Here is a 25,197-nt window from a genome sequence, read left to right on the forward strand (position 1 = left end):
GGAAGCTGCATGTCGTCATCACTTGAATCCGCGTCCGGCCAGCCAATCATTCTCTATGATGGACAATGCAAGCTGTGCAATGCCTGGGTGATTTTTCTGCTGCGCCACCAACTGCCGCGCGATTATCATTTTGCGGCGATCCAGAGCGAGCGCGGCAAACAGCTGCTGCAGCGCGCCGGATTACCGCACGATAACATCCGCACCATCGTGTTAATGCGCGATGGCCAGCACTGGCTGCGCGCGCAGGCCATCTGTCGCATTATGAACTCGCTGCCCTGGCCGTGGCGCGCCTGCGGCGTGCTGCGTTATCTGCCGGACGGGCTAACCAATCTGATCTACAACCTGATTGCCCGCAATCGCTATCGCCTGTTTGGCCGTTATGACCAGGTGCACACGATTGAAGCCGATTATCCGGGACGATTTTTGTCCGATTAACGGCGCCGGCTGACACTGAACGGCTGTTAACGTCGGGTGAAGCGGGTCACAAAACCCAATGATGCTTTTTCAGCGATTTATGGCTGTGGCAACAGCGTTTTGATGTTAACTCATTGTTAATGAATATATTGCATTACCGTGCGGTGCGATTAATGCGTCAGACGCATCAGGCGATGCGTTTATTGCGCTTATTAACCTCCGTTTTCTGATCCAGTCTTCCGAAGCAGGCGCGACTGATAACAGCGCCAGGGACAAACTGGAGATACTTATGCATTCCTCTGCCTTACCGATGACCACCCGAGCCCGGATCGGCGCAATTTTTCGCGTCACCTCCGGCAATTTCCTCGAACAGTTCGATTTCTTCCTGTTCGGTTTCTATGCCACCTATATCGCGCACACCTTTTTCCCCGCCAGCAGCGAATTCGCGTCGCTGATGATGACCTTTGCGGTGTTCGGTGCCGGCTTCCTGATGCGGCCGATTGGCGCGATTGTGCTGGGCGCTTATATCGATAAGGTTGGCCGGCGCAAAGGGCTGATCGTCACGCTGTCGATCATGGCGGCGGGCACCTTCCTGATTGTGCTGATTCCGTCGTATCAGTCGATTGGCCTGTGGGCGCCGCTGCTGGTGCTGATTGGTCGTCTGCTGCAGGGCTTCTCGGCCGGAGCCGAACTGGGTGGCGTGTCGGTGTATCTGGCAGAAATTGCTACGCCGGGGCGCAAAGGTTTCTACACCAGCTGGCAATCCGGCAGTCAGCAGGTTGCCATCATGGTCGCTGCCGCAATGGGCTTTGCGCTTAATGCCGCGCTGGAGCAGAGCGCCATCAGCGCCTGGGGCTGGCGTATTCCGTTCCTGTTTGGCTGCCTGATCGTGCCGTTTATCTTTATTCTGCGCCGCCGTCTGGAGGAGACGCAGGAGTTCAGCGCGCGCCGTCATCATCTGGATATGCGTCAGGTTTTCAGCACGCTGTTGCAGAACTGGCCGGTGGTGATTGCGGGGATGCTGATGGTGGCGATGACCACCACCGCGTTCTACCTCATTACCGTCTATGCGCCGACCTTCGGCAAAAAAGTGCTGATGCTGAGCGCCTCGGACAGCCTGCTGGTGACGCTGCTGGTGGCCATCTCCAACTTTATCTGGCTGCCAATTGGCGGTGCGCTGTCGGACCGCTTTGGCCGCAAACCGGTGCTGCTGACGATGACGCTGCTGGCGCTGGCCACTGCCTATCCGGCACTGACGCTGCTGGCGCAGACGCCGACCTTCAGCATGATGCTGAGCGTGCTGCTGTGGCTGTCGTTTATTTACGGCCTGTATAACGGGGCGATGATTCCGGCGCTGACCGAAGTGATGCCAGCAGAAGTGCGCGTCGCCGGTTTCTCGCTGGCCTACAGCCTGGCAACGGCGCTGTTTGGCGGCTTCACGCCGGTGGTGTCTACCGCGCTGATCGAATACACCGGCGATAAGGCGTCACCGGGCTACTGGATGAGCTTCGCGGCGTTCTGTGCGCTGCTGGCGACGCTGTATCTGTATCGTCGCCGTGCGCTGACGCTGCAGACCGCGCGTTAAGCGTTGTGCGACTGCTCGATAATCAGCTTTTCCAGCTCCGCAGCGACGTAAGATTGCATCCGTCCGCTGCGGCGGATCAGCCCCACTGAACGGGTGACCTGCGGATCGGTCAACGCCAGCTGGCGCAGCAGCGGATGACCATTCGCCGGCATCGACATCGCGGGCACGGCAGCAATGCCGATGCCCGCTTCTACCATCCCCAGCAGCGTCGTGACATGGCGCGTTTCGCAGATGCTTTGCCGGGCGGGCGTAATGTGCGCCAGCGCGTTGTCCAGCAAATTGCGGTTACCGGACACCTTATCCAGCGCCACATAATCCTGTGCAAAATACTCCTGCCAGCTCAGCTGCTGGCGCGTCGCCAGCGGATGATCGTGGCGGCAGGCGGCGACGTAGACATCTTCCACCAGCGGCGTGAAGGTGAGCTCCGGTGGTATATTACGCGCAAAGCAGATACCGAAATTGGCCTGTCCGCTGCTGACCGCATCCATCACGTTACCCACGCTGCTGTCTATCAGCTTGATGCGCACGCGCGGATAGCGCGCCTGAAAGCGGCGAATCACTTCCGGCATAAAATAGTACGCGCCCGAGGGCACGGTGGCGACGGTGATCAGGCCGGTGCGATCCTGGCTGGCGCGCTCGACGTCGGCCAGCATCGATTCGACATTCTCCAGCAGCTGCTCTGAGCGCTGGGCAAAGTTCTGGCCATACAGCGTCAGCGTGACGCGCCGTGTGGTGCGGTCAAACAGCCGGGTGCCGAGCGCGGCTTCCAGTTTCTCAATTCGGCGGCTGAGCGCTGACTGCGACAGGCAGATCGACTCCGCCGCCAGCCGAAAGTTGCCGTACTCCACCAGCGCGCGAAAAGCGTAAAGATCGTTGAGGTCGAAATTGACGGGCATAACCGCGACTATCCAGATGAAAACGCCCGCTCAGCGCGGAGCTGACGTTAAAAAGTTGTTATAGCCGACGAGTGTAACAGGCTGGCAGGGGTTTCGGTGTCGACTGGATAAAAAATCACGCTTTCAAGCATGCGCAGGATTCAGCGCATCCAGCCGGTGATGAGCTGCCCGTAAATCCGTTCAGCCTCGCTCAGCCGGCTGAGCAGGCAGTATTCGTCAGTCTGATGCGCCTGCGTCGGCTCACCGGGACCGAGAATAATGCAGGGCGGATCGCCGAGCGCGGGCAGCAGCAGTGAGGCGTCGGTAAAATAGGGCACGATGCGCGCTTCCGCAAGCTGCTGCGTCACGGCTTCGCAGGCACGGTACACCGACTGGATCCACTGGTGACTTTCCGGGCTCAGCACCGCCGGCAGATCGACCAGCGTGCTGATGTGCACGCTGTCACCGAGAAACGTCGCCAGCTGCTGGCGAATCACCGCGTGTTGCAGGTTGGGCGCGCTACGGATATCCACATCAAACGCGGCGCGGTCCGGCACCGAATTGATGTTGAGGCCGCCCTCAATGCGCCCGACGTTCAGCGTCGGTTGTTTCATCAGTGGATGCGGCGCGCCCGGTGAAAAGTGCCGAATCTTACCCAGCGCATCAGCCGCCAGGTAAATCGCGTTGATGCCCAGCTCCGGCATGGCACCGTGCGCGGTTTTGCCACGCGTTTCACAGCGCAGCCACAGCGCGCCTTTATGGCCGATCACCGGCTGGTTAGCAGTCGGCTCACCCACAATCAGTGCGCCGACCTCGGGCAATTGCCCGGCAGCGATCAGCGCCTGGGCACCGTGGCAGCCGGTCTCTTCACCGCCGGTCAGCAGCAGCACCACGCCGCGCCCGGCGGCAATTGCCGCTTTGTGCTGCACGCAGGCCAGCACAAACGCTGCGACCGCCGCTTTCATATCACTGGCGCCGCGCCCGTACAGCCGGTCGCCATCGATGTCGTGACCAAACGGGTCAAACTGCCACGGCTGATTACCCAGCGGCACGGTATCCAGATGGCCGGTAAAGGCCAGCGGTTTGCCCGGCATCTGGCCCGGCAGGCGGGCGATCAGGTTGGCGCGCTGCTCGCCAAACCCCGTCAGTTCGACAACGAAGCCCTGCTCTTGTAGCCACGCGGCGAGGAATTGCAGACAGGCCAGCTCATTGCCCGGCGGATTGATGGTGTCAAAGCGCAGCAGCTGCTGCGCCAGAGGCAGTGAGCGCGGTGCCATCAGTGACGCTCCGTCAGCCAGTCGAGGCAGTTGATCCACAGCTGGCGATAGCCCGGCCAGCGGCTGAACTCTTCCGGCAGCCAGTGGGCTGACATATCGCTGGTCCACACCAGCGAGCGGCCTTGCTGATATTCGCGCACCGCCAGCAGCGGATGACCGGTGCCCGCCACGGTGGCCAGCAGCGTCCCTTCTGGCTGCATCTCCACTTCGTTGTAACCGAGCAGCCACGGCCAGTCGCCGGGCAAATCGGTAACCACACTGTGTGACGTTGTCACCTCAGCGTAACTGCCTTCCGGCGTTTCAATGCGATCATCCCAGGCGAGACAGCGCACCGGCAGCACTTTCTCCACCAGCGTGTTGCGATAGCGTGCGCCGCCGTTAATCCCCTGAAAACTGTAATAGCCGCCCACCATCATCAATGCGCCACCCGCGGCAACATAGTCGTGAATCAGCGCCAGGCGATTGGGCGTGCGCCGGCTTTTCAGCCAGGTGTCCGGATGCAGCAGCAGGGTATTGGCACCGATATCGGACAGAATAATCACGTCCCAGCGCTGCAAATCCTCCAGCGTCTGCGGGAAATCGGTGGCGGCGGCGTGGGCCGGCATATGCGTCACCGCATAGTCGCTCTCATGCAGCGCAGCGAGAAAATCCGCCGCACCGCTGTGCCAGGTCGCGGTGGCAAACTGATCAAAGCCTTTTACGTGCGTTGCGGTACTGGTCCAGGATTCCCCCACCAGCAAGACGTTCTTTTGCATGCCAACTTCTCCGTTTATCCGCCAAAAACCCGCTGCGGATTAGTGATCATCAGGGTTTCGAGTTGTTCGCCGCTGACGCCATGACGTCTCAGGCGCGGCACAAAGTGTTTGAGGATGTAGCCATAGCCGTGACCGCCGTAGCGCGTCAGCATGGTTTTCAGGAAGACATCCTGCGACAGCAAAATCTGCTGCAGATAACCGTCGTCGATCAGCTCGCAAATGGCGCGCGCGTTCTCCTCATCGGACGGCGACTGCGCCGATTCATCGGCGTAGTAGTAGCTCATGCCGATCATGTCGTATTCGAGGAACACGCCGCGATCCGCCAGCTCGCGCTGGTAGGTTTTGTCGGCAAAGCTGGGGTTCATGTGGCACAGCACGGTGTGACGCAGATCGGCACCTTCCTGCGCCAGAATATCCAGCACCTTATGGCCGAGCCGCTCCCAGCCGGGCAGATGCACCTGAATCGGCACGCCGGTGGCGGCGCTGGCGCGTCCGGCGGCACGCAGCGACTTCTCTTCATCCGGCGTGAAGCGGCTGGAGATGCCGATTTCGCCGATCAGCCCGGCCAGGACTTCTGGCTTGTCCGGCAGCCCGCCGAGGTCATAAATCAGCTTGTCGGTTAACTGCTCCACGCTGATGGTTTTCACCCACTCCGGATGCGACGGCTCCAGATACAGGCCGGTGCCCATTACAATATTCAGTCCGGTGAGACGGGCGATGCGCTGCAGCGCTTTGCCATCGCGGCCGATGCCGATATTAGTGGGATCGATCACCGTTTCGCCGCCCAGCGCGCGGTATTTCATCAGCTCGTCAATTGCGGTCTCGACGTCAAACAGCTGGCAGTTGTCGCGGCTCATCAGCGGATTAAGCGACAGCTCGCCGAGGTTATCGATGCGCACCGGCATTTCAGCAATGTGGCGATCGCTGCAGCAGCAGGGCGGCACCCATTTGCCGGAGGCATCCAGTAAAATGTGCTCGTGCATCAGCGTGACGCCCATCTGCGCGACCGGCAGCGGACCGAGCACCGTCATCACCTGACCGCTGCTGACGCCGAGCGGCAACGGATCCGCATGGCGAAAAATTGATCCTTTCATGGGCTATCCTTTGGCGGGCGCGCGGCTCGGGTTGAGAATGCGGGTGTTGAGCCAGATGGCGAGCAGAATGATGGTACCGGTGGCGATCTGGGTGTAAAACGGCGAGATATGCGACAAAATCAGGCCGTTCTGGATGATGGCAATCGACAGCGCGCCGAGCAGTGTGCCAATCACGGTCCCAAAGCCGCCAAACAGGCTGGTGCTGCCCAGCACCACGGCGGCAATGACCTGCAGCTCAAAACCTTCGCCCTGATTAGAGGAGCCGCTGCCGAGGCGAGCGGTGATGATCATGCCAGCCAGCGCCGCCGCCATGCCGCTGAGAATGTAGACTTTCATGGTCACCGCTTTGGTGTTGATGCCGCTGCGCCGTGCACCTTCCGCGTTGGCACCGATGGCGGTGACGTAGCGGCCAAAGCGCAGGTGATTGAGCACGATGTGGCCGGCCAGCAGCACCACGATGCCGATCAGCGCCGGCATGGGAATCCCCAGCACCCAGGCGCGACCCATAAAGGTGAACAGGCTGTCAGCCGGCACCGGAATCGAATAGCCCTGCGTCACCAGCAGCGCGATGCCGCGCACCACCGCCAGCGTCGCCAGCGTGACGATAAATGCCGGTATCCCTTCCCAGGCGATAAAGAAGCCGTTAATGGCACCCACCAGCGCACCGAGCAGCAGTCCGCCAATCAGCACCACCGGCCATGGCAAGCCCCAGTTATTGAGCGCAATCGCCGACAGCGCGCCCACCAGCGCCAGCGTCGAGCCGACTGACAAATCGATGCCGCCGGTAGTGATCACCAGCGTCATCGCGGTGGCGACGATCAGCAGCGGGGCACTTTGCCGGATAATATTCAGCCAGTTGGTGCTGGTGAGAAAGTTGCTGGTGATCAGCGAAAACACCACGCAGCAAAAGACAAAAAACAGCGCGATGCTCACCACACCCGAATGGTTATGCAGCAAGCGACGCGGCAGAGAGTGCTGAATCATGCGTGAACTGCCTAAATTCATGATGCTCATCCTGTTACCTCAGTGTGCTGCCGCGGACTGTGCGGTAAATTTCTCACCCACGATCAGGTTGACGATATCGCTCAGGCTGGTGTCCGCCACGCGGCGGTCGGCCACGTTGGTGCCCTCGTACATCACCATGATGCGATCGCACACCAGGAACAGATCCTGCAGCCGATGGGTGATGAGGATCACGCTGACGCCACGTGCCGACACGCGGCGAATCAGCTCCAGCACTGCCTCGACTTCCGCCACTGCCAGCGCGGCGGTGGGTTCGTCCATGATCAGCACTTTCGGATCGAAGGCCGCGGCACGGGCGATGGCAATCGCCTGGCGCTGCCCGCCAGAGAGATTACGCACCAGCAGACGGGTATCGGGAATCGAAATGCCCAGACCTTTCAGCATCTCACGCGCCTGCGCATGCATTTTTGCCTGATCGAGAAACGGCACGCCGAGGATGCGTTTAGTCGGTTCGCGGCCCATGAACAGGTTGCCGGCCACGTCGACCGTGTCGCACAGCGACAGATCCTGATAAACCATTTCGATATGGCAACGGCGGGAATCTGCCGGATTGCTGAAGAACTGCTGTTCACCATCAATGCGGATCGCGCCGCTGGTGGGGATCACTGCGCCAGACAGCACTTTGGTCAGCGTCGATTTGCCGGCGCCGTTGTCACCCACCAGACCGAGTACTTCACCGGGGGCCAGCTGCAGATTAACGCCGCGCAGAGAACGGATTGAGCCGTAGGTTTTGGTGATGTTAATCATCTCCACCCGGGCCGGAAGAGCTTGTAATTGCTGCATTGGATCACTCCCATCAACGCCTGTGGGAAATATTTGCCCTGCCGGGAAAAGCGGCTATCTGACACGGTTTACACGCTAGTAAACCGGTTTACCTGCCAGACAGACCGATAATTCACAACAACAGGGCAAACGCTACAATGATATTTACTCGCCAGGTACGACATTGCAGCATCCATGCCAGCCTGTATCACAGGCACTGCACTCGCGGCTAACTTGTTGTAATCCATCGCATGTTATGTGATTAACAAGTAAACCGGTTTACTCACTATACTGCTAACGGAAAAAATCGCTCACTTTTTGCGCCATGATTGTGCAGTTTTGCCTCATTTTGGGACATCGCTAACAAATCCCACCGAATCGCGACCAATCCATTCCACCGGTAAACGCGTTTCCATCGGGATGCTGCTGTCGTTGTTGAGCAGGCGCAGCATGATGCTCACCGCCGTGTGGCCCAGCTGGCGCGCCGGCTGGCGGATGGTGGAGATGCGCGGCTGGGTCAGATCGCTGTAGTTGGCGTCATCGAAGCCCACCAGCGACAGCGCCGCCGGCGCCTGCAGGCCGAGGGCGCGCAGGCCGTCGAGCAATCCCAGTACCAGATAATCACTGGCGGCGAACACGGCGGTAGGGCGCGGCGCGCGTTGGAACAGGTGCTGCAATGCCTGCTGACCAAATTCGCGTTCGTAGTTGCCATACATCACCCACTGCGGCGGCACGGTTAAACCGGCCTGCTGCATCGCGGTGCAGAAGCCGAGATAACGTTCGCGCACGCTCATCAGCTGTTCCGGGCCGCCGATAAACGCAATCTGCGTATGTCCGGCGGCGATCAGCTGCTCGGTGGCGATGCGGCCGCCCTGCACGTTGTCGGCAAAAACCTTTGGTACGTTGCTGCCGGGAATGTCTTCATCCAACAGCACGACGTGGCGCTGGCGCTGGATCTCGTCGCGCAGCAGGCCGTTGTCCGGCCGGTTGGTGGTGAACAGCAGGCCATCCACCTGGCGCGTGTCCAGCCAGCGGATAAACTGCGCCTCTTTGTCCGGGTTGTTGCGCGTAATGCACAGCACCAGGCTATAGCCGTGTGCCGATGCGGCTTCTTCGGCGGCATCCGCCAGTTCGGCAAAAAACGGGTTAGTGATATCCGGCAGCACCAGGCCCAGGGTTTCGCTGCCGCCTTTGCTTAACCGCCGCGCAAGGGAATTGCCGCGATAATCGAGGGTGCGGATGGCGCTTTCAATGCGGTCGATGGTCTCCTGCGGCAGCACGATGCTGTGATTCAGATAGCGAGACACCGTGGCTTTTGACAGGCCAGCCAGCTTTGCCACGTCAGATAACAACACGCGTTTCGTACTCATCTATTTCGCCATATTGACCGGGGTGGCTTATCTGTAACACAGTTAAGCGCGACTAATACAGCGCTTTCCCGATTGCGTTGCTGGAGAAATAAACACTTGACAAAAAAATGCGTCGGGCGAATTGTATAAAGCGTTTACCGCAGTACCGGGATTCACTTCCCAACCCGACTTTGTTTTTTTCACCCCGCACTCCCAGTGGATGGGATGCCGAAAAAAAACAATGCCGGCGGCATCAAAACACGGCATTATCGCCGTGCTCAGAATCATTGAACTGATATTTACCTGCCAAAAAAAACGCTCAGCGGCACCTTGCTGAGAAGCGCTGGTTATTATTATTCCCGACGAGGAACTCAATGATGTCATCTTTCAGCGGAAAACTGCGTTCACTGTTCATCGCGAGTGGCTTACTCGCCGCAGGTTCGTTATTCATTCAGGCGCAAGCCGCACCCACTTATGCCTTAGTACAAATTAATCAGCAGGCTTTATTTTTCAATCTGATGAATCAGGGGGCGCAGGAAGCGGCCAAAGCCAGCGGAAAAGATCTGGTGATTTATAACGCTAACGACAATCCGGTAGCGCAAAACGATGCCATCGAAAACTATATTCAGCAGGGAGTGAAAGGCATTCTGGTGGATGCAATTGATGTTAACGGTATTATGCCAGCGATAAAAGAAGCCGCAGCGGCGAATATTCCGGTGATTGCGATTGATGCCGTATTGCCTGCCGGTCCGCAGGCGTCGCAGGTCGGTGTGGATAACCTCGAAGGCGGAAAAATCCTCGGTAAATACTTTGTCGATTATGTCGCGAAAGAGATGGGCGGCAAAGCGCGACTGGGGATTGTTGGCGCGCTCAATTCGGCGATTCAAAACCAGCGCCAGAAAGGCTTTGAAGAGACGATTAAAAGCAACAGCCAGATAACGGTCGCCGATGTGGTCGATGGCCAGAATATTCAGGACAACGCCATGACTGCTGCGGAAAACCTGATCACCGGCAACCCGGATCTCACCGCGATCTACGCCACCGGCGAACCGGCGCTGCTGGGCGCCATTGCCGCAGTGGAAAACCAGGGGCGGCAGAAGGACATCAAGGTATTCGGCTGGGATCTGACGGCAAAAGCCATCAGCGGCATTGACAGCGGCTACGTCACCGCCGTGCTGCAACAGGATCCGAAGAAAATGGGCGAAGAGGCGCTAAACGCGCTGAATAGCCTGACGGCCGGCAAAACCGTGAGCAAAACCATTCTGGTGCCGGCCACCGTGGTGACCAAAGCCAACGTCGATAACTACCGTTCGCTGTTTAAGTAACGGCCAGGCGCAGACGCGAATGTCTGCGCCCGCACTTAGCGCTGCGCCAGAATGTGCGCCAGTTCACCGGCATCGGGAAAAGCATTCAGGGTGCCGGTGCGGCTGACGGTGATCGCCGCTGCCGCGCTGGCATGCTGCAGCGCCAGCCGGTCGGGCGCGACGCCGCGCAGCAGGGCCGACGCCAGCAGCACTGCGAGGAAGGTGTCACCGGCGCCGGTGGTGTCGACGGCCGCGACAGTGTTCGCCGGGCAGAACACGCGCTGATTGCCGCGCATCAGCAGCGCACCGGCGGCACCCTGGGTAATCACCAGCGTGTTTACGCCTGCGGGTTGCAGCAGATCGGCTTCCGGTTGATTGACCACCGCGATATCGATCAGCGGCCAGAGATCGGCAAAGTCCGGATTGACCGGTGACGGATTAAATACCGTGGTTAAGCCGTGTGCTTTTGCCCAGCTAAATAACCGGCGGGTTTTCTCCGCAGAAAAATTGCCCTGCTGCAGCAGAATATCGCCGGCAGCGGCATCGGCTAAATGGGTCAGAATAATCTCAGCTGCCAGTGCATCGGCGGCAGCAGTGGTGGTAATAATCGCATTGTCGCCATCGCTGCTATTAAAAATAATTGAGGTGTCACTGTGAGCAGCTAAAAAATGAGGCGGCAGTAAGGTTAATGTTTCGTGCTGCATACGTTCGCGGATCCACTGGCCATTAATATCATTGCCGGTGGCGCTAATTAAGCGCGTGTCGATGCCGCAGCGTGAAAGAACGATTGCCTGATTAGCCCCTTTGCCACCAATATCCTGCGCAATCTTTTTGCCATGAATTGAGGCGCCTTTTTCAGGGAGTTGATCGATGGACCAGGTTTCATCCACCACAATATTGCCTGCAACATAGACACGCATAGTTTTCTCGTTAATAAGGTGAAAGAGATGGCTTCTATATCAGCAGAAAAAAGTAACGCGATACAAGATATTTTTTCACGCCGTAAAGCGGTGATTGGTGTTATTCACTGCGATGCTTTTCCCGGGTCGCCGAAATATCGTGGTAAACCGGTGCGCGAAATTATCGATTGCGCCCTGCGCGATGCGGATAATTATCTGACTGGCGGTGTGCACGGTTTAATCGTTGAGAATCATGGCGATATTCCCTTTGCCAAACCCGACGATATTGGCCCGGAGACGGCGGCGTTTATGGCGGTGATCACCGATAAAATTCGCGAGCGTTTTGCTGCACCGCTGGGGATTAACGTGCTGGCCAATGCGGCAATCCCGGCGATTGCCACGGCATTAGCCGGCGGGGCGGATTTTGTGCGCGTGAACCAGTGGGCCAATGCCTATATCGCCAATGAAGGTTTTATCGAAGGGGCAGCCGCTAAAGCGCTGCGCTATCGCAATCAGCTGCGGGCCGATCACATTCGCGTGTTTGCCGATAGCCATGTTAAGCACGGTAGCCACGCGATTGTCGCCGACCGCTCGATTCAGGAGCTGACGCGTGACGTCGACTTCTTCGAAGCTGATGCGGTGATTGCCACCGGCCAGCGCACCGGCGACAGCGCCACGCTGAGTGAGATCGACGAAATCCGCGCCGCAACCGCGTTGCCGCTGCTGGTCGGCTCAGGCGTAACGCCGGATAACGTCTGCCAGATCCTTGGCCGCACGCAGGGGGTGATTGTCGCCAGCACGCTGAAAGTCGATGGCGTGTGGTGGAACCCGGTGGAACTGGCGCGCGTGCAGCACTTCATGGCGGTGGCGCAGACTGCGCTGGAGGAAGCGTGATGGAAAGCTTCAGCGATCGGCTGCTGACGCAGCATCAGGCGCTGTGGCAGGCGATGCAGCAGCACCGCTTTGTCGTCGACATTGAGCACGATCGGCTGCCGGACAGCGTGTTTAACCGCTATCTGGTGTTTGAAGGTAACTTCGTCGCCACCGCCATCGCTATTTTTGCGCTGGCGGTGAGTAAGGCGCCCGGCATTCGTCAGCAGCGCTGGCTGATTGGCGTGCTCAATGCGCTGGTGGATACGCAAATCGCCTGGTTTGAGGCGGTGCTGGCCCGGCGCGGCATTCAGCTGGTGGATTACCCGGACGATCTGCCCGGCGTCAGCGCGTTCCGCGATGGCATGCTGAAAGTCGCGCAGCAGGGCAGCTATGCAGAAATCATTACCCTGATGTTCGGTGCCGAGTGGATGTATTACCACTGGTGCCAGCGCGTCAGCGCGCAACCGCAGCAGGACGCTGACCTGCGCCGCTGGGTAGAGATGCATGCCGAAGACGAGTTTCATCAGCAGGCGCAGTGGCTGAAAACCGAACTGGACCAGTGCGCACTGACGCTCAGCGCGGCGCAACAGGCGCAGCTGTCGCAGCTTTACGCCCGCGTGCTGCAGTGGGAGATCGATTTCCACAGCGCGGCTTACCCGGAGAGCGCCCATGACTAGCTGTTTCATCGAAGCGCGCAACATCGGTAAACGCTTCGGCGCGTTGACGGCGCTCAGCCAGGTCAATCTGTCGATCCATCGCGGTGAAGTGCTGGCGCTGCTGGGTGACAACGGCGCGGGCAAATCCACCTTCACCAAAGTGTTATCCGGCGCGTACAGCGCCAGCGACGGCGAACTGTGGGTGGACGGCAGGGCGGTGAAATTCACTTCTCCGCGTCAGGCCGCCGAGCACGGTATTGCCACGATCTATCAGGAGCTGGCGCTGGCAGAGAATCTGTCAATTGCCGAGAACGTGTTTCTTGGCCGCGAACTAAAGCGCCGCGTGCTAGGCATTCCTTTTCTGCGTCGCCGCGCGATGCGGGAAACGGTAGATCGGCTGCTGACCGAGCTGGATGCGCACATTTCCGATGCCGAAGCGGCGGTCGGCAGTCTGTCCGGCGGCCAGCGTCAGGCGGTGGCGATCTGTCGCGCGCTCAATCTCAACGCACAGCTGGTGATCATGGATGAACCCACCGCCGCGCTGGCCGTGGCGGAAACGCAGAAAGTCCTGCAGCTGACGCGCCGCCTGGCGGAGCGCGGCTGCGCCGTGGTGCTGATCAGCCACAACATCAGCGATGTGTTTGCCGTCGCCGATCGCATGGTGGTGTTTCGTCGCGGCCGCAAAATTGCCGAGCGCCGTCACGCGGACACCACGCCGGATGAAATCGTTGCACTCATTACCGGCGCGCATCCTGATGCGCGCCTTTTCGAAAACACCTAAGCATGCACACCAGGGGAAATCATCATGCATCGCATTGCTACTGCTGTTTGTTCGCTGTCACTGCTGGTAACGGGTTACGCCCTCGCGGCGCAAAAGGTGGCCTTTGTGCCGCAAATCATCGGTATTCCCTATTTTCAGGCGATGGAGGCGGGCGGCAAGCGCGCCGCGCACGATCTCGGCGTGGAGTTTGTCTATAGCGGTCCGGTAGATACTAACCCGATGGATCAGCTGCAGATCGTGCAGAACCTGATCGCGCAGAAGGTCAACGCGATTGGTATCAGCGTGCTGGATGCTTCCAGCATCGCGCCGGTAATGGCGCAGGCACAGGCCAGCAATGTGCATCTGTTCACCAGCGACAGCGATGCGCCCGACAGCGGCCGACCGGTCTATGTGGCGCAGGCCACCGATGAAGGACTGGGCGATACGGTGATCGACGAGATGGTCAAACGCGTCGGCGAGCGCGGCAAAATCGGCATCGTCTCCGGCGAAGCCACCGCGTCCAACCTCAACAGCTGGATTGGCTTTATGCAGCAGCGGGTGAAAAGCAAATATCCACACATTACGCTGCTCAAACCCCAGTACGCCGGCGGCTCCGCCAGCCGCGCGGCGCAAATCACCACCGATTTGATGTCCGCTAACCCCGACCTGAAAGGGGTGATTGCCATGGCGTCCACGACCTGTCCGGGCGTGGCGCAGGCCATCGAAACCGCCGGTAAAAACGGCAGGGTGATCGGCAGCGGTTTCTACAGCCCGAACACCGCGCGCGCCTATCTGAAAAGCGGGGCGTTTGGCTACACCGTGCTGTGGGATCCGGAAAAGCTTGGCTATCTCACGGTGTGGGCGGGCAAACAATTGATCGACGGGAAACCTTTTGCCGCCGAAAACCACGTTCCCGGCTTTGCGCAGCCGGTGACCTTTGACAGCAAAACCGGTGTGCTGCTGCTCGGCAAGCCGGCGGTGTTCACCAAAGAGAACGTCGACCAGTTCAAATTCTGACGAGGCCTGTCATGCATATGACTTCGCGGGAAATCGTCCTGCTGGCGATCGCCGTGCTGGCGGGCGGCTGCTTTACGTGGTTTTCACCGTGGTTTGCTACGGCTGACAACCTGCTGACCATTCTGCGCAATAGCAGTGAACTGCTGCTGATCGCGCTCGGTATGACGCTGGTCATCGCCATGGGCGGCGTGGATGTGTCGGTCGGCGTGGTAATGGGCGTGGCCGCGTGGGGCGTCGGACAATTGCTGATGCTGCAATCCCCGCTGCTGGCGGCGCTGGCCGGCCCATTTATTGGTCTGCTGGCAGGGCTGATCACCGCGCTGGTGGTGGTGATTGGCCGCATTCCGGCGATTGTCGGCACGCTGGGGCTGTTCGGCGTCTGGCGCACGGCGCTGTTTGTGCTGCTGGGCGGACAGTGGCTATCCGGCCTGCCTGGCGATCTAACGCAGACGCTGATGCGGCCGCTGCTGGGATTGCCGCTGATGGCCTGGCTGATTGTCGCGGCCTGGGCGCTGGTGTGGCTGGCGCTGCGCCATACGCCGTACGGCTTATGGCTGCTGGCGGCGGGCAACTCCGAAGAAAAAGCGCGGCTGGCGGGCATTCCGGTAACCCAGGTGCGCATTGCCACCTTTGCCATCAGCGGCGTGCTGTGCGGCCTGGCCGCCACCTGTTACATCGCCACCTATCGAAACGTGGAAATGACCGTCGGCGGCACGCTGGCGTTAGAAGCGATCGCCGCTGTGGTGCTGGGCGGCACGCGCATTACCGGCGGCTCCTGCAGTTTGCTCGGTACGCTGCTCGGCGTGCTGCTGTTGCGCATTTTGCAAAATGGCCTGCTGCTGATTGGCGTGCCCTCGCTGTGGCAAACCGTGGTTACCGGAGCGGTGCTGCTGCTGGTACTCAGCAGCGAAGCGGCCAGCGGACGGGTGTTATCGCTGAGGAGGCTGGCATGAAGCTGTGGCGCAAAGCCCCCGATCTGACGCTGCTGCTGGCGCTGTGGCTGCTGCTGCTGATCGCCATCGCGATTGTGCTGCCGCAGATGCTGGCGGCGTGGTCGCTGACCTCCATCCTGCAGTTTGCCACGCTGCTGTCGCTGGTGGCGCTTGGGCAATCGCTGGTGGTGATGACCGGCGGCGGCGGCATTGATTTGTCGGTTGGCGGTAACGTTTCGCTCTCGGCGGTCATCGGCATGCTGGCACTCGATCAGGGCATTGCGCCGGGATGGCTGCCGCTGATTTGCCTGCTGAGCGGCAGCCTGGCCGGCGCGCTGAACGGCCTGCTGGTGGCGCGTTTACGCCTCTGGCCGCTGATCGTCACGCTGGGCAGTTTTTATCTGTTTTCCGGCCTGGCGCTGGCCTTAACCGGCGGCGCGGCGCTGGCTGGCGTGCCGCCGCTGCTGACGCAGTGGGGCCGGGCGGCCACGCTGTTTATCCCGCTGCCGTTTCTGGTATGCGTGATCCCGGCCTTTGTACTGGCGTGGCTGATTCTCAGCAACAGCGCGTGGGGCAAATGGATTTACGCCTGCGGCTTCAACGAGCAGGCCACGCGGCTGGTGGGCATTCCGGTCGACCGTCTGCGGCTGCTGGTTTACTGCCTGAGCGGCGCGCTGGCGGGTTGCGCCGGCTTTATTTCGCTGTGCTGGCTCGGCAGCGCCCGGCCGGAGATCGGCGTCAATCTTGAGCTGGAGTCGCTAACCGCCGCGCTGCTGGGTGGCGTGGCGATCTTCGGCGGACGCGGCAGCGTCATCGGCGTTCTCGCCGCCGCGCTGATGCTGGTCACCCTCAAAACCTGCATGTTGCAGCTGGGGCTGAACAGCGTGTGGCAGCTGGGCGTGGTGGGCATGTTGTTAATCATGGTGTTAATGGCACAACGACTTCTTATCTATCGGAGATAACACATGAGTCTGACTGAAAAAATTAGCGCGCACGTCGATGCCAGCGCGCAGCGTATCGCGCAGACATTGTGCGACCTGCTGGCGTTTCCCTCGGTGGTGAAAGTCGATCCGCGCGAGGCCGGGCCAGGCGAGCGCGACTGCCAGCACTATCTGCAGCAGCGGCTGATGGCGCTGGGCATGGACACCGATCTGTGGGATCCGGATGGCCCGGCGCTGTACCAGAAGTATCAGGGCCGCCCGGGCGCCAATAAGGGCCGCACCTTCGAAGGCCGTCCCAATCTGGGCGCCACCCTGAGCGGCGCCGGTGGCGGCAGGTCGCTGATGCTTACCGGCCATATTGATGTAGTACCTCCGGGGCCGGCTGAGCACTGGCACAGCGATCCTTTTGTGCCCGAAATCCGCAACGAGGCGGTATATGGCCGCGGTGCGGTGGACATGAAAGGCGGCGTGGCCTGTATGCTGATGGCGGTGGAACTGCTGCAGGATCTCAACGTGCAGCTGGCCGGCGACGTGGTATTCACCACGGTGGTGGATGAAGAGATCGGCGGCATGGGCTCGCTGGCGATGGTCGATCGCGGCTTTAAAGCCGATGCCGGTATCATGACCGAGCCCACCGCTAATCGCATCGCGTCGATTTGCCACGGCATTTTGTGGGCGCGCATCATTCTGGATGGCATCGGCGGCCATGCGGAATTAACGCCGAACAGCTGGGACAGCAGCGGTCCGGTTGATGCCGTAATGTTGTGTCGCCAGATGCTGGACGGGCTCGATGTGCTGAACCGCCGCTGGCAGACGCAGCCCGACAAAAACCATCCACTCATGGATCTGCCCAACCAGATTATCGTGACGCAGCTAAAAGTGGGCGAGCATCCGGCGTCGATTGCCGGCCGCGCCGAGATCGTCATAGACGTGCAGTATCTGCCGGCAGAAAAGGATGAGATGGGGCTGGGCGGTAAGGTAAAACAGGAGATTGAGGCGCACGTGGCGAAGGTGTGCGCGCTGGATCCCTATCTGGCAAAGCATCCGGCGCGCGTGGAGTGGATACTGGACGCCGACTGCGCCGAGATCCCGGCCGATCATCCGTTTGTCAGCGCTTTTCAGCAGGGTGTCAGCGCCGCGGCACTGAATCCGCAACTGGCCGGCTTTGGTGCTCACAGTGACATCGGCTTGCCCAGTACGCTGGGCCAGACGCCGACGGTCAACTTTGGTCCCGGCGATCCGGCGCTGTCACATCAGCCCAACGAACACGTGCCGATTGCCGATCTGGTGGCCTGCACCAAAGCGATTGCACTGACGCTGGTGCAGTGGTGCGGAGTGGCTCAGGAAGCGGGACGCTGAGAGCATTAACCATCGCCGTGACGCTGGCCGCAGATGGCCGGCGTCAGGTGTTAACGCATTCTGTCACTGGCAAGATGATAAACGTCACTGCGCTCGCGTTTACCCACCGCGACCACAGCGATGATCAACTGGTCATCAATCACCTGATAAACCAGGCGAAACCCGTAAGCCCTGAGTTTATTTTTGTAGCAGTTTTTAATGCCACGCAATTTGGCTGAGGGGATATGAGGATTTTCACAACATTTTTTCAGATTTTTGGCAAACTGCTGCTGAATGGCTTTATCCAGCTTATGCCACTCCTTCAGGGCTTCTTCCCTGAACTTCACTGTCCATGTCACAGAAAGCTGTCCAGATCCACGTCAATCAGCGGCTGCTGGTGGCGTTCAGTTACCTTTTTAACCAGTTCCTGATCGTCCAGCGCTTCCAGCATTTGCTCGTAAAGTTGTGCGGGAACACAATAAAAGGCGGGCTGATTACGATTGAGAATCGCCACCGGCAAGCCTTCTCCCGCATTGACGGTCGCCATAGGATTCTTTTTCAATTCACTAACGCTGGCGCTCATATCGCTGAGAATGATGTTTGGCATACTTCTCTCCAGACTGGTTAACAGGTCTCAATATTATCAGTTTGGTGACCTGTTAAGCAGTCCTGACGGCTTAGCCACTTACGCTTTTCCACTCTCCGCCAGCCAGCATGCACTGGCGGAGGGGACCTGCATTACGGCTGATCGGGCAGCGCGGCGAGTAACTTATCCAGCGTCACTGGATAGTCTCTCACCCGGACGCCGGTGGCATTGTAGACCGCATTAACCAGCGCAGCACCGACGCCACACAGCCCAAGTTCACCGACGCCTTTGGCTTTCATCGGCGAAGAGACCGGATCGGTGTCATCGAGGAAAATCACCTCCTGCTCGGGCACATCGGCGTGTACCGGCACCTCATAGCCTGCCATGTCGTGATTAACGAAGTAGCCGAGCCGCGTGTCCACCGCCAGCTCCTCCATCAGCGCGGCGCCGAGGCCCATGGTCATCGCGCCGATCACCTGGCTGCGCGCGGTTTTGGGGTTGAGGATGCGGCCCGCGGCACACACCGCCAGCATGCGCCGCACGCGCACTTCACCGGTGGCGCTATCGACCGCCACTTCGACAAAATGGCCGGCAAAGGTGGATTGCTGGAAGGTTTTGTCCAGATCGCCGAATTCCATGGTCTCTTCCGCCATCAGCGGACCCGCCGCAGTGAGCGGCAGGCGCTGCCCGTTGGCGTAAACCTGCCCATCGGCAAACTCTGCGGTATCTGCATCCAGACCCAACTGCGCGGCAACCTTCTCGCGCAGCCGGACGCAGGCGGCGTACACCCCGGCGGTGGAAGTGTTGGCACCCCACTGGCCGCCCGATCCCGCCGAGACGGGAAACGCCGAGTCGCCGAGCCGCACGCTGACCTGCTCAATCGGTACCCCCATCATCTCGGCTGCCGTCTGGGCAATGATGGTATAGCTGCCGGTGCCGATATCGGTCATATCAGTTTCGACGGTGATTGTGCCTTGCGCATCCAGCTGCACGCGCGCGGCGGAGGGCGCCAGCAGGTTGTTACGGAAACCGGCGGCCACGCCCATGCCCACCAGCCAGCGCCCCTCGCGCCGCTGTCCCGGTTGGGCACAGCGCTCCGCCCAGCCAAATTTGCTGGCACCGGTGCGCAGGCACTGCACCAGCTGGCGGCGTGAAAAGAAGCGCTCCGGATGCAGCGGATCAACCTGTGTATCATTGATGATGCGAAACTCTACCGGGTCGATACCGGCGATGGCGGCCATTTCATCCATGGCGATTTCCAGCGCCATCAGACCGGGCGCTTCACCCGGCGCACGCATCGCGTTGCCCTCGGGCAGATCGAGCCCGGCGAGGCGCAGCCCGGTGAGCCTGTTGGCGGCGGCATAAAGCAATTCGGTCTGCTGCACCGCGGTTTCCGGCGTTCCGCCCGGCAGGTTACCGGACCAGCTTTCGTGGGCAATGGCGGTGAGATGGCCATGCGCATCGGTACCTAAGCGGATGCGCTGCCGCGTCGCGGGCCGGTGCGTGGTGTTGTTGGGGATCATCGGGCGCGGCACCATCACCTTCACCGCGCGTCCCACGGCGCGCGCGCCCAGAGCCGCCAGCAGCGCATCGCTGCGTAAAAACAGTTTGCTGCCAAAGCCACCGCCGACGTAGGGAGAGAGCACGCGCACCTTTTCCAGCGGCATGTCGAGCGTGTGCGCCAGGTCGGTGTGGCACCAGTTAATCATCTGATTCGAGGTCCAGACCGTCAGGTGATCGTCCTGCCACAGCGCCATCGAAGCGTGCGGTTCCATCGCCATATGACTTTGATCGGGCGTGGTGTAGGTGGCGTCCAGCGTAAAGGCTGCGCTGTGCAGGGCAGCATCGACGTCGCCCAATGTTTTATCCGGTTCACCTTCGGGTGACGTTGTCACTTCAGGCTGGGCCGCTGCGAGATCGTAAGCGCCCGCTTCAGCCTGGCAGTTAACCTTAACCAGCTGCGCGGCCGCACGTGCCTGCTCGAAGGTCTCCGCCACCACCAGCGCCACGGCCTGGTGATAGTGTTCGATTTTATTATTCGCCAGCAGCGTCGCGGTGTTGCGCTCTGCCTTGTTGAGCTTACCGGCGCTGGCACCAGTGACGATGCCCAGCACGCCCGGTGCCTGTGCCGCGACTTCTGTGTCTATCGAAAGAATTTTACCTTTGGCAATCGGCGCGCCGACCACATAACCGTATGCCGCATCCGGTGCTACTGCGTGCCATTCATAGGCGTAATGTGCCGAACCGGTGGTTTTTAACGGCCCGTCGATGCGCGCCAGCGGCTGGCCGACGACGCGCTGCCGATCGATAGGATTGGCGGTTGCAGGTGTGTCAAATTTCATGGGTTGGCCCTCGCTTCCGCGATTGCTGAGGCGAGCGTGCGCTGCGTCAGCAACAGTTTGTATCGGTTGGCTTCCGTGGGACGCGCATCGGCGAACAGCACATCGCAGACCGCCTGCGCCCCGTGGGGAAGTTCAGCATCCGCCGCCGCGCTGCGCCACGGCTGGTGGGCCACGCCGCCGACGGCCACCCGACCGCCGCCCTCAGGCAGGATAACCGCTGCCACCGAGACCAGCGCAAAGGCATAAGACGCGCGATCGCGCACCTTACGGTAAATGTGCGTGCCACCCAGCGGAGCAGGCAGGGTGACCGCAACGATCAGCTCACCCGGCTGCAGCACGGTTTCGATATGCGGCGTGTCGCCCGGTGTGCAGTAGAATTCAGCGATGGGAATGGCGCGCTGGCTGCCATCAGGGCTGACGGTTTCAATCACCGCATCCAGCAGTCGCATCGCTACCGCCATATCGCTGGGATGGGTGGCAATACAGGCTTCGCTGACACCCACCACCGCGTGCTGGCGGCTGTATCCTTCGCGTGCGGCGCAGCCCGTACCCGGCTGACGCTTATTGCAGGGTTGATTAACATCGTAAAAATAGGGACAGCGCGTGCGCTGCAGCAGATTGCCGGCGGTGGTGGCCTGATTGCGCAGCTGTCCGGAGGCACCGGCCACCAGCGCGCGCGTCAGCACGGCATAGTCGCGCCGGATGCGCGCATCGGCTGCCAGATCGGTGTTGCGCACCAGCGCACCGATACGTAAGCCGCCCTCTGCGGTGGGTTCAATGCTGTCCAGCGCCAGTCCATTGACGTCAATCAGGTGCGCCGGGGTTTCAATTTCCAGCTTCATCAAATCGAGCAGATTGGTGCCGCCGGCGATAAAGCGCGCGCCCGGGTGTTGCATCGCGCTGCGCGCGGCCTGCGCGGGCGTTGCGGCCCGTTCAAAGGTAAAGGCTCTCATGCTTTCTGGTCTCCGGCGTACTCTTCGATGGCGGCAAGGATGTTGGCATAAGCGCCGCAGCGGCAGATGTTGCCGCTCATGCGTTCACGAATCTCGTCATCGCTCAGCGTCGGTGCGGCGCTCAGATCGCCTGTGACATGGCTGGGAATGCCGGCCGCGATTTCCTGCAGCACCGCCAGCGATGAACAGATTTGTCCCGGCGTGCAGTAGCCGCACTGATAGCCGTCGTGGCGGATAAAGGCGGACTGCAGCGGATGCAAATCATCGGGCGTGCCGACGCCTTCGATGGTGGTCACGTCAGCATCCTGTTGCATCACTGCAAGGGTGAGGCAGGCGTTGATGCGCCGGCCATTGACCAGCACGGTACAGGCACCGCACTGGCCGTGATCGCAGCCTTTTTTGGTGCCGGTCAGATGTAAATGTTCGCGCAGCGCGTCCAGCAGCGTGGTGCGGGTATCGACGTTCAGCTGCTGAGGTTCGCCGTTCACCTGCAGCGTGACCGGCACCGTGACAGGGGCCGGCGCGGCGGAACCGGCCGTCAGCCGGGCCCGCTCTGTCTCTTCCTGCTGCGGGGAATAGCGTTGCGTCTTCTCATCGCGTGGGTTGCTCATGCCTTTGCCTCCGGACAAGTGGCGAAATGAAATCTCAATGACACCGATTTTTATAAGGTTTTGGAAAACTTTAAGCATAGACGTCAATACGCAGACGACCATGCGGCAGGGGAAAACCGATCCCAGCAACGGACAAGTCTGAAGTTTGTCGGGCTGTTCACGGTGACAAAGAGCCATATTCGTGATTAATATGCATGCTTTGCTAAACCGTTTTAGCGATTAAGTGAGACTGAATCATGATGAAACGTATCTGGTGTCTGGGTGACGCCGTAGTGGATTTGCTGCCTGATGACGCAGGGCGCTTGTTGCAGTGTCCCGGCGGCGCGCCCGCCAATGTGGCAGTGGGTATCGCCCGGCTGGCGGGCAACAGCGGATTTATCGGACGGGTGGGCGACGATCCTTTTGGCCAGTTTTTATGTCACACGCTGGCGCAGGAAAAGGTGGATATTTCCCACATGCGTAAAGACGCGCAGCAGCGCACTTCGACCGTGGTCGTGGCTCTTGACGATCAGGGTGAGCGTACCTTCACCTTCATGGTGCGCCCCAGCGCCGACTTATTTCTCACGCCGGACGATTTGCCGCGGTTTCAGTCTGGTGAGTGGCTGCACTGCTGTTCGATTGCGTTACTCGCCGAGCCGTCACGCGCTGCCGCGTTAACCGCCATGCAACGCATACGTGAGGCGGGCGGCTTTGTCAGCTTCGACCCTAATATCCGCCTCGATTTGTGGTCCGATCCGGCGGCGCTGCAGCAGTGCCTCAGCTCGGCACTGCAACAGGCGGATGTGGTGAAGCTCTCCGTGGAAGAGCTGAGTTTCATCACCGACTGCACCGACATTGATAGCGGCATTGCGCAACTGGCGCAGCGGTTTGCCCTGAAATTACTGCTGGTTACGCAGGGCAGCGCCGGCGTTCGTGCGTTCTTTAACGGTCGGCAAATTCACTATCCCGCGCGACCGGTGGTCAGCGTGGATACCACCGGTGCAGGCGATGCCTTCGTGGCCGGTCTGCTGTGGGAACTGGCGCAGCAGGGTCTGCCGGTGGAGGAAGCACAGCTGGCGGCCTGCCTGCGCACGGCCCAGGCGTGCGGGGCGCTGGCCACCACCGCCAAAGGTGCCATGACCGCGTTACCTGACGCTCAACAGCTACAGCAGTACGGCATCTGACCTCGCCGTTTCCCCTGTTTTGCGATGTATCTCACATCCACTAAATCGGTTTAGCAAAATCCATTGCGCTTTAAAAAACGGCACCGCTATGATGCGGTGCCTAAACCGGTTTAGCAAAAAAATACATCTGATGATAGCCTTGCCTCAGGGATGCAAAACAGTGAAAAAAAGTCTAATCGCTATAACCCTTAGTACGATATTAGGTTCAGGCCCAGCCTGGGCCGCAACCGACATGAGCAGCATCGAAGCGCGTCTGGCGGCGATGGAAAAACGCCTTGCTGCGGCTGAGCAGCGCGCCAGCGTAGCGGAGCATCGCGCGCAGGCGGCGGAACAGCAGGTGCAGAAGCTGGCTGCGGTGCAGCAGCAGAATCCGACGCCGGTTGCCGTCGCTCAGAGCGAACCGCGCGCCGCCGAACCGGCAGCGCCAGCCGCCAGCAGTGACGCCGGCGGTTTTGAATTCCACGGCTATGCGCGCTCCGGCCTGTTGATGAACAGCTCCGCCGCGAAAACCCAGGGCGGACCGGCCGTTACGCCAGCCGGTGAGACCGGCGGCCACGTCGGACGTCTTGGCAATGAGCCGGACACCTACGTTGAACTCAATCTTGAGCACAAACAAACGCTGACCAACGGTGCTACCACGCGCTTTAAAGCAATGCTGGCTGACGGACAGCGCACCTACAACGACTGGACCGCCGCCAGCAGCGATCTCAACCTGCGTCAGGCGTTTGTCGAGCTGGGCCAGCTACCGACCTTCACCGGCGCGTTTAAAGACACCACGGTGTGGGCCGGTAAGCGTTTCGACCGCGATAACTTCGACATCCACTGGATCGATTCCGATGTGGTGTTCCTCGCCGGAACCGGGGCCGGTATTTACGACATGAAGTGGGGCGATGACGCCCGCAGCAATCTGTCGATTTATGGTCGCACCTTCGGTGACATCGAAAATAACGAAAACACCGCGCAAAACTACATTCTGTCGCTGAATAACTTCGTCGGCCCGCTGCAGCTGATGGTGAGCGGCATGCGCGCGAAAGATAACGATCAGCGCACCGATATCGACGGTCGTCGCGTGAAAAGTGATGCTGCTAATGACGGTGTGCACGCGCTGGTCGGATTGCACAACGACAGCTTCTATGGTCTGCGTGAAGGTTCAGCGAAAACCGCGCTGTTGTACGGCCATGGTCTGGGTGCGGAGGTGAAAACCATCGGTGCCGACGGTGCACTGTTGCCGGACGCAGACACCTGGCGGCTCGCCAGCTACGGTATGACGCCGCTGGGCGCTGGCTGGCACATCGCACCGGCACTGCTGGCGCAGAGCAGCAAAGATCGCTACGTCAAAGGCGACAGCTACGAGTGGGCCACCGTAAACCTGCGTCTGATTCAGGAATTTACGCAGAACTTTGAGATGCAGTATGAAGGCTCGTACCAGTACATGGATCTGCGTCCTGAAGGCTATAACAATCGTCAGGCCGTCAGCGGCAACTTCTACAAGCTCACCGTTGCCCCCACGCTTAAAGCCAGCGACGTGGGCGAATTCCTCAAGCGTCCGGAAATCCGCCTGTTCGCCAGCTGGATGGACTGGGATCATCGTCTGGATAACTACGCCAGCGATGATGCCTTTGGCAGCACCGGCTTTAAGTCCGGCGGCGAGTGGAACTTTGGCGTGCAAATGGAAACCTGGTTCTGAT

At 60.1% G+C, this 25,197-nt stretch carries 25 protein-coding genes; 12 read left to right on the top strand and 13 right to left on the bottom strand.

Annotated features, from left to right (window positions below; all coding sequences use genetic code 11):
* The first annotated feature begins 9 nt into the window (after positions 1-9).
* A complete protein-coding gene (locus MXF20_RS19545) occupies positions 10-435 on the top strand; it encodes a thiol-disulfide oxidoreductase DCC family protein (RefSeq protein WP_325970906.1) in 426 nt (141 codons plus the stop codon).
* A 268-nt stretch (positions 436-703) separates the two neighbouring features.
* A complete protein-coding gene (locus tag MXF20_RS19550; protein WP_325970908.1) occupies positions 704-1,999 on the top strand; it encodes an MFS transporter in 1,296 nt (431 codons plus the stop codon).
* Here MXF20_RS19550 and MXF20_RS19555 read toward each other — a convergent pair.
* From MXF20_RS19555 to MXF20_RS19585, 7 genes are all read right to left on the bottom strand, one after another.
* Positions 1,996-2,895: a LysR family transcriptional regulator gene (locus tag MXF20_RS19555; RefSeq protein ID WP_325970910.1), complete on the bottom strand. Its 900-nt coding sequence runs from the start codon at positions 2,893-2,895 to the stop codon at positions 1,996-1,998. The genes MXF20_RS19550 and MXF20_RS19555 overlap by 4 nt on opposite strands.
* Before the next feature lie 140 nt (positions 2,896-3,035).
* Positions 3,036-4,151 carry a M20 family metallopeptidase gene (locus MXF20_RS19560; protein WP_325970912.1) on the bottom strand — a complete coding sequence of 372 codons (1,116 nt, stop codon included), beginning with the start codon at positions 4,149-4,151 and terminating at the stop codon, positions 3,036-3,038.
* Complete coding sequence (locus tag MXF20_RS19565) at positions 4,151-4,906, bottom strand: glutamine amidotransferase (RefSeq protein ID WP_325970914.1); 756 nt, start codon at positions 4,904-4,906, stop codon at positions 4,151-4,153. Before MXF20_RS19565 ends, MXF20_RS19560 begins: the two co-directional genes overlap by 1 nt.
* A 14-nt stretch (positions 4,907-4,920) precedes the next feature.
* Positions 4,921-6,000 (bottom strand): phosphotriesterase-related protein, encoded by a 1,080-nt coding sequence (locus MXF20_RS19570; protein ID WP_325970915.1) that lies wholly within the window; start codon positions 5,998-6,000, stop codon positions 4,921-4,923.
* A 3-nt stretch (positions 6,001-6,003) separates the two neighbouring features.
* Positions 6,004-7,005, bottom strand: coding sequence for an ABC transporter permease (locus MXF20_RS19575; RefSeq protein ID WP_164861075.1), 1,002 nt, complete (start codon positions 7,003-7,005; stop codon positions 6,004-6,006).
* An 18-nt stretch (positions 7,006-7,023) separates the two neighbouring features.
* Positions 7,024-7,770: an ATP-binding cassette domain-containing protein gene (locus MXF20_RS19580; RefSeq protein WP_325970981.1), complete on the bottom strand. Its 747-nt coding sequence runs from the start codon at positions 7,768-7,770 to the stop codon at positions 7,024-7,026.
* Between the two features lie 359 nt (positions 7,771-8,129).
* The gene (locus MXF20_RS19585) at positions 8,130-9,155 is read right to left on the bottom strand and encodes a LacI family DNA-binding transcriptional regulator (protein ID WP_325970916.1); all 1,026 of its coding nucleotides are present in this window, start codon (positions 9,153-9,155) and stop codon (positions 8,130-8,132) included.
* A 353-nt stretch (positions 9,156-9,508) separates the two neighbouring features.
* On the opposite strand from MXF20_RS19585, the gene MXF20_RS19590 reads away from it, so the two are divergent.
* Complete coding sequence (locus tag MXF20_RS19590) at positions 9,509-10,459, top strand: substrate-binding domain-containing protein (RefSeq protein WP_325970917.1); 951 nt, start codon at positions 9,509-9,511, stop codon at positions 10,457-10,459.
* Positions 10,460-10,494: 35 nt separating this feature from the next.
* Here the strand turns inward: MXF20_RS19590 and MXF20_RS19595 are convergent, their stop codons facing one another.
* Complete coding sequence (locus tag MXF20_RS19595; protein ID WP_325970918.1) at positions 10,495-11,358, bottom strand: PfkB family carbohydrate kinase; 864 nt, start codon at positions 11,356-11,358, stop codon at positions 10,495-10,497.
* 27 nt (positions 11,359-11,385) lie between these two features.
* Here MXF20_RS19595 and MXF20_RS19600 point away from each other — a divergent pair, with 27 nt between their 5' ends.
* The 7 genes from MXF20_RS19600 to MXF20_RS19630 are packed head-to-tail and all read left to right on the top strand — an operon-like array spanning position 11,386 to position 17,875.
* Positions 11,386-12,231, top strand: a complete 846-nt coding sequence (locus MXF20_RS19600) for a BtpA/SgcQ family protein (protein WP_325970920.1) — start codon at positions 11,386-11,388, stop codon at positions 12,229-12,231.
* A complete protein-coding gene (locus MXF20_RS19605) occupies positions 12,231-12,887 on the top strand; it encodes a TenA family protein (RefSeq protein WP_325970922.1) in 657 nt (218 codons plus the stop codon). Before MXF20_RS19600 ends, MXF20_RS19605 begins: the two co-directional genes overlap by 1 nt.
* Positions 12,880-13,647, top strand: a complete 768-nt coding sequence (locus tag MXF20_RS19610) for an ATP-binding cassette domain-containing protein (RefSeq protein WP_325970923.1) — start codon at positions 12,880-12,882, stop codon at positions 13,645-13,647. Before MXF20_RS19605 ends, MXF20_RS19610 begins: the two co-directional genes overlap by 8 nt.
* 24 nt (positions 13,648-13,671) lie before the next feature.
* Positions 13,672-14,643 carry an autoinducer 2 ABC transporter substrate-binding protein gene (locus MXF20_RS19615; protein ID WP_325970924.1) on the top strand — a complete coding sequence of 324 codons (972 nt, stop codon included), beginning with the start codon at positions 13,672-13,674 and terminating at the stop codon, positions 14,641-14,643.
* Between the two features lie 11 nt (positions 14,644-14,654).
* Positions 14,655-15,596, top strand: coding sequence for an ABC transporter permease (locus tag MXF20_RS19620; protein ID WP_325970925.1), 942 nt, complete (start codon positions 14,655-14,657; stop codon positions 15,594-15,596).
* The gene (locus tag MXF20_RS19625) at positions 15,593-16,537 is read left to right on the top strand and encodes an ABC transporter permease (RefSeq protein ID WP_325970926.1); all 945 of its coding nucleotides are present in this window, start codon (positions 15,593-15,595) and stop codon (positions 16,535-16,537) included. The genes MXF20_RS19620 and MXF20_RS19625 overlap by 4 nt, the downstream gene beginning before the upstream one ends.
* A gap of 3 nt (positions 16,538-16,540) precedes the next feature.
* Positions 16,541-17,875: an ArgE/DapE family deacylase gene (locus tag MXF20_RS19630; RefSeq protein WP_325970927.1), complete on the top strand. Its 1,335-nt coding sequence runs from the start codon at positions 16,541-16,543 to the stop codon at positions 17,873-17,875.
* A 50-nt stretch (positions 17,876-17,925) separates the two neighbouring features.
* Here MXF20_RS19630 and MXF20_RS19635 read toward each other — a convergent pair whose 3' ends face one another.
* The 5 genes from MXF20_RS19635 to paoA all read right to left on the bottom strand — a co-directional run bounded on the left by MXF20_RS19635 (position 17,926) and on the right by paoA (position 22,346).
* Positions 17,926-18,213 carry a type II toxin-antitoxin system RelE/ParE family toxin gene (locus tag MXF20_RS19635; RefSeq protein WP_325970928.1) on the bottom strand — a complete coding sequence of 96 codons (288 nt, stop codon included), beginning with the start codon at positions 18,211-18,213 and terminating at the stop codon, positions 17,926-17,928.
* Positions 18,210-18,461 carry a type II toxin-antitoxin system Phd/YefM family antitoxin gene (locus MXF20_RS19640; protein WP_088517619.1) on the bottom strand — a complete coding sequence of 84 codons (252 nt, stop codon included), beginning with the start codon at positions 18,459-18,461 and terminating at the stop codon, positions 18,210-18,212. The genes MXF20_RS19635 and MXF20_RS19640 overlap by 4 nt, the downstream gene beginning before the upstream one ends.
* Before the next feature lie 131 nt (positions 18,462-18,592).
* The gene (gene paoC, locus MXF20_RS19645; RefSeq protein WP_325970929.1) at positions 18,593-20,782 is read right to left on the bottom strand and encodes an aldehyde oxidoreductase molybdenum-binding subunit PaoC; all 2,190 of its coding nucleotides are present in this window, start codon (positions 20,780-20,782) and stop codon (positions 18,593-18,595) included.
* Complete coding sequence (locus tag MXF20_RS19650) at positions 20,779-21,735, bottom strand: xanthine dehydrogenase family protein subunit M (RefSeq protein WP_325970930.1); 957 nt, start codon at positions 21,733-21,735, stop codon at positions 20,779-20,781. Before MXF20_RS19650 ends, paoC begins: the two co-directional genes overlap by 4 nt.
* Positions 21,732-22,346 (bottom strand): aldehyde dehydrogenase iron-sulfur subunit PaoA, encoded by a 615-nt coding sequence (gene paoA, locus MXF20_RS19655; RefSeq protein ID WP_325970931.1) that lies wholly within the window; start codon positions 22,344-22,346, stop codon positions 21,732-21,734. Before paoA ends, MXF20_RS19650 begins: the two co-directional genes overlap by 4 nt.
* Positions 22,347-22,582: 236 nt before the next feature.
* Between paoA and MXF20_RS19660 the strand changes: the two genes are divergently transcribed.
* Positions 22,583-23,509 (top strand): aminoimidazole riboside kinase, encoded by a 927-nt coding sequence (locus tag MXF20_RS19660; RefSeq protein WP_325970933.1) that lies wholly within the window; start codon positions 22,583-22,585, stop codon positions 23,507-23,509.
* A 160-nt stretch (positions 23,510-23,669) separates the two neighbouring features.
* Positions 23,670-25,196 carry a carbohydrate porin gene (locus MXF20_RS19665; RefSeq protein WP_325970935.1) on the top strand — a complete coding sequence of 509 codons (1,527 nt, stop codon included), beginning with the start codon at positions 23,670-23,672 and terminating at the stop codon, positions 25,194-25,196.
* Position 25,197 lies beyond the last annotated feature (1 nt).

The organism is Pantoea dispersa (genome assembly GCF_035783935.1).
Taxonomy (GTDB): Bacteria; Pseudomonadota; Gammaproteobacteria; order Enterobacterales; family Enterobacteriaceae; genus Pantoea; species Pantoea dispersa_C.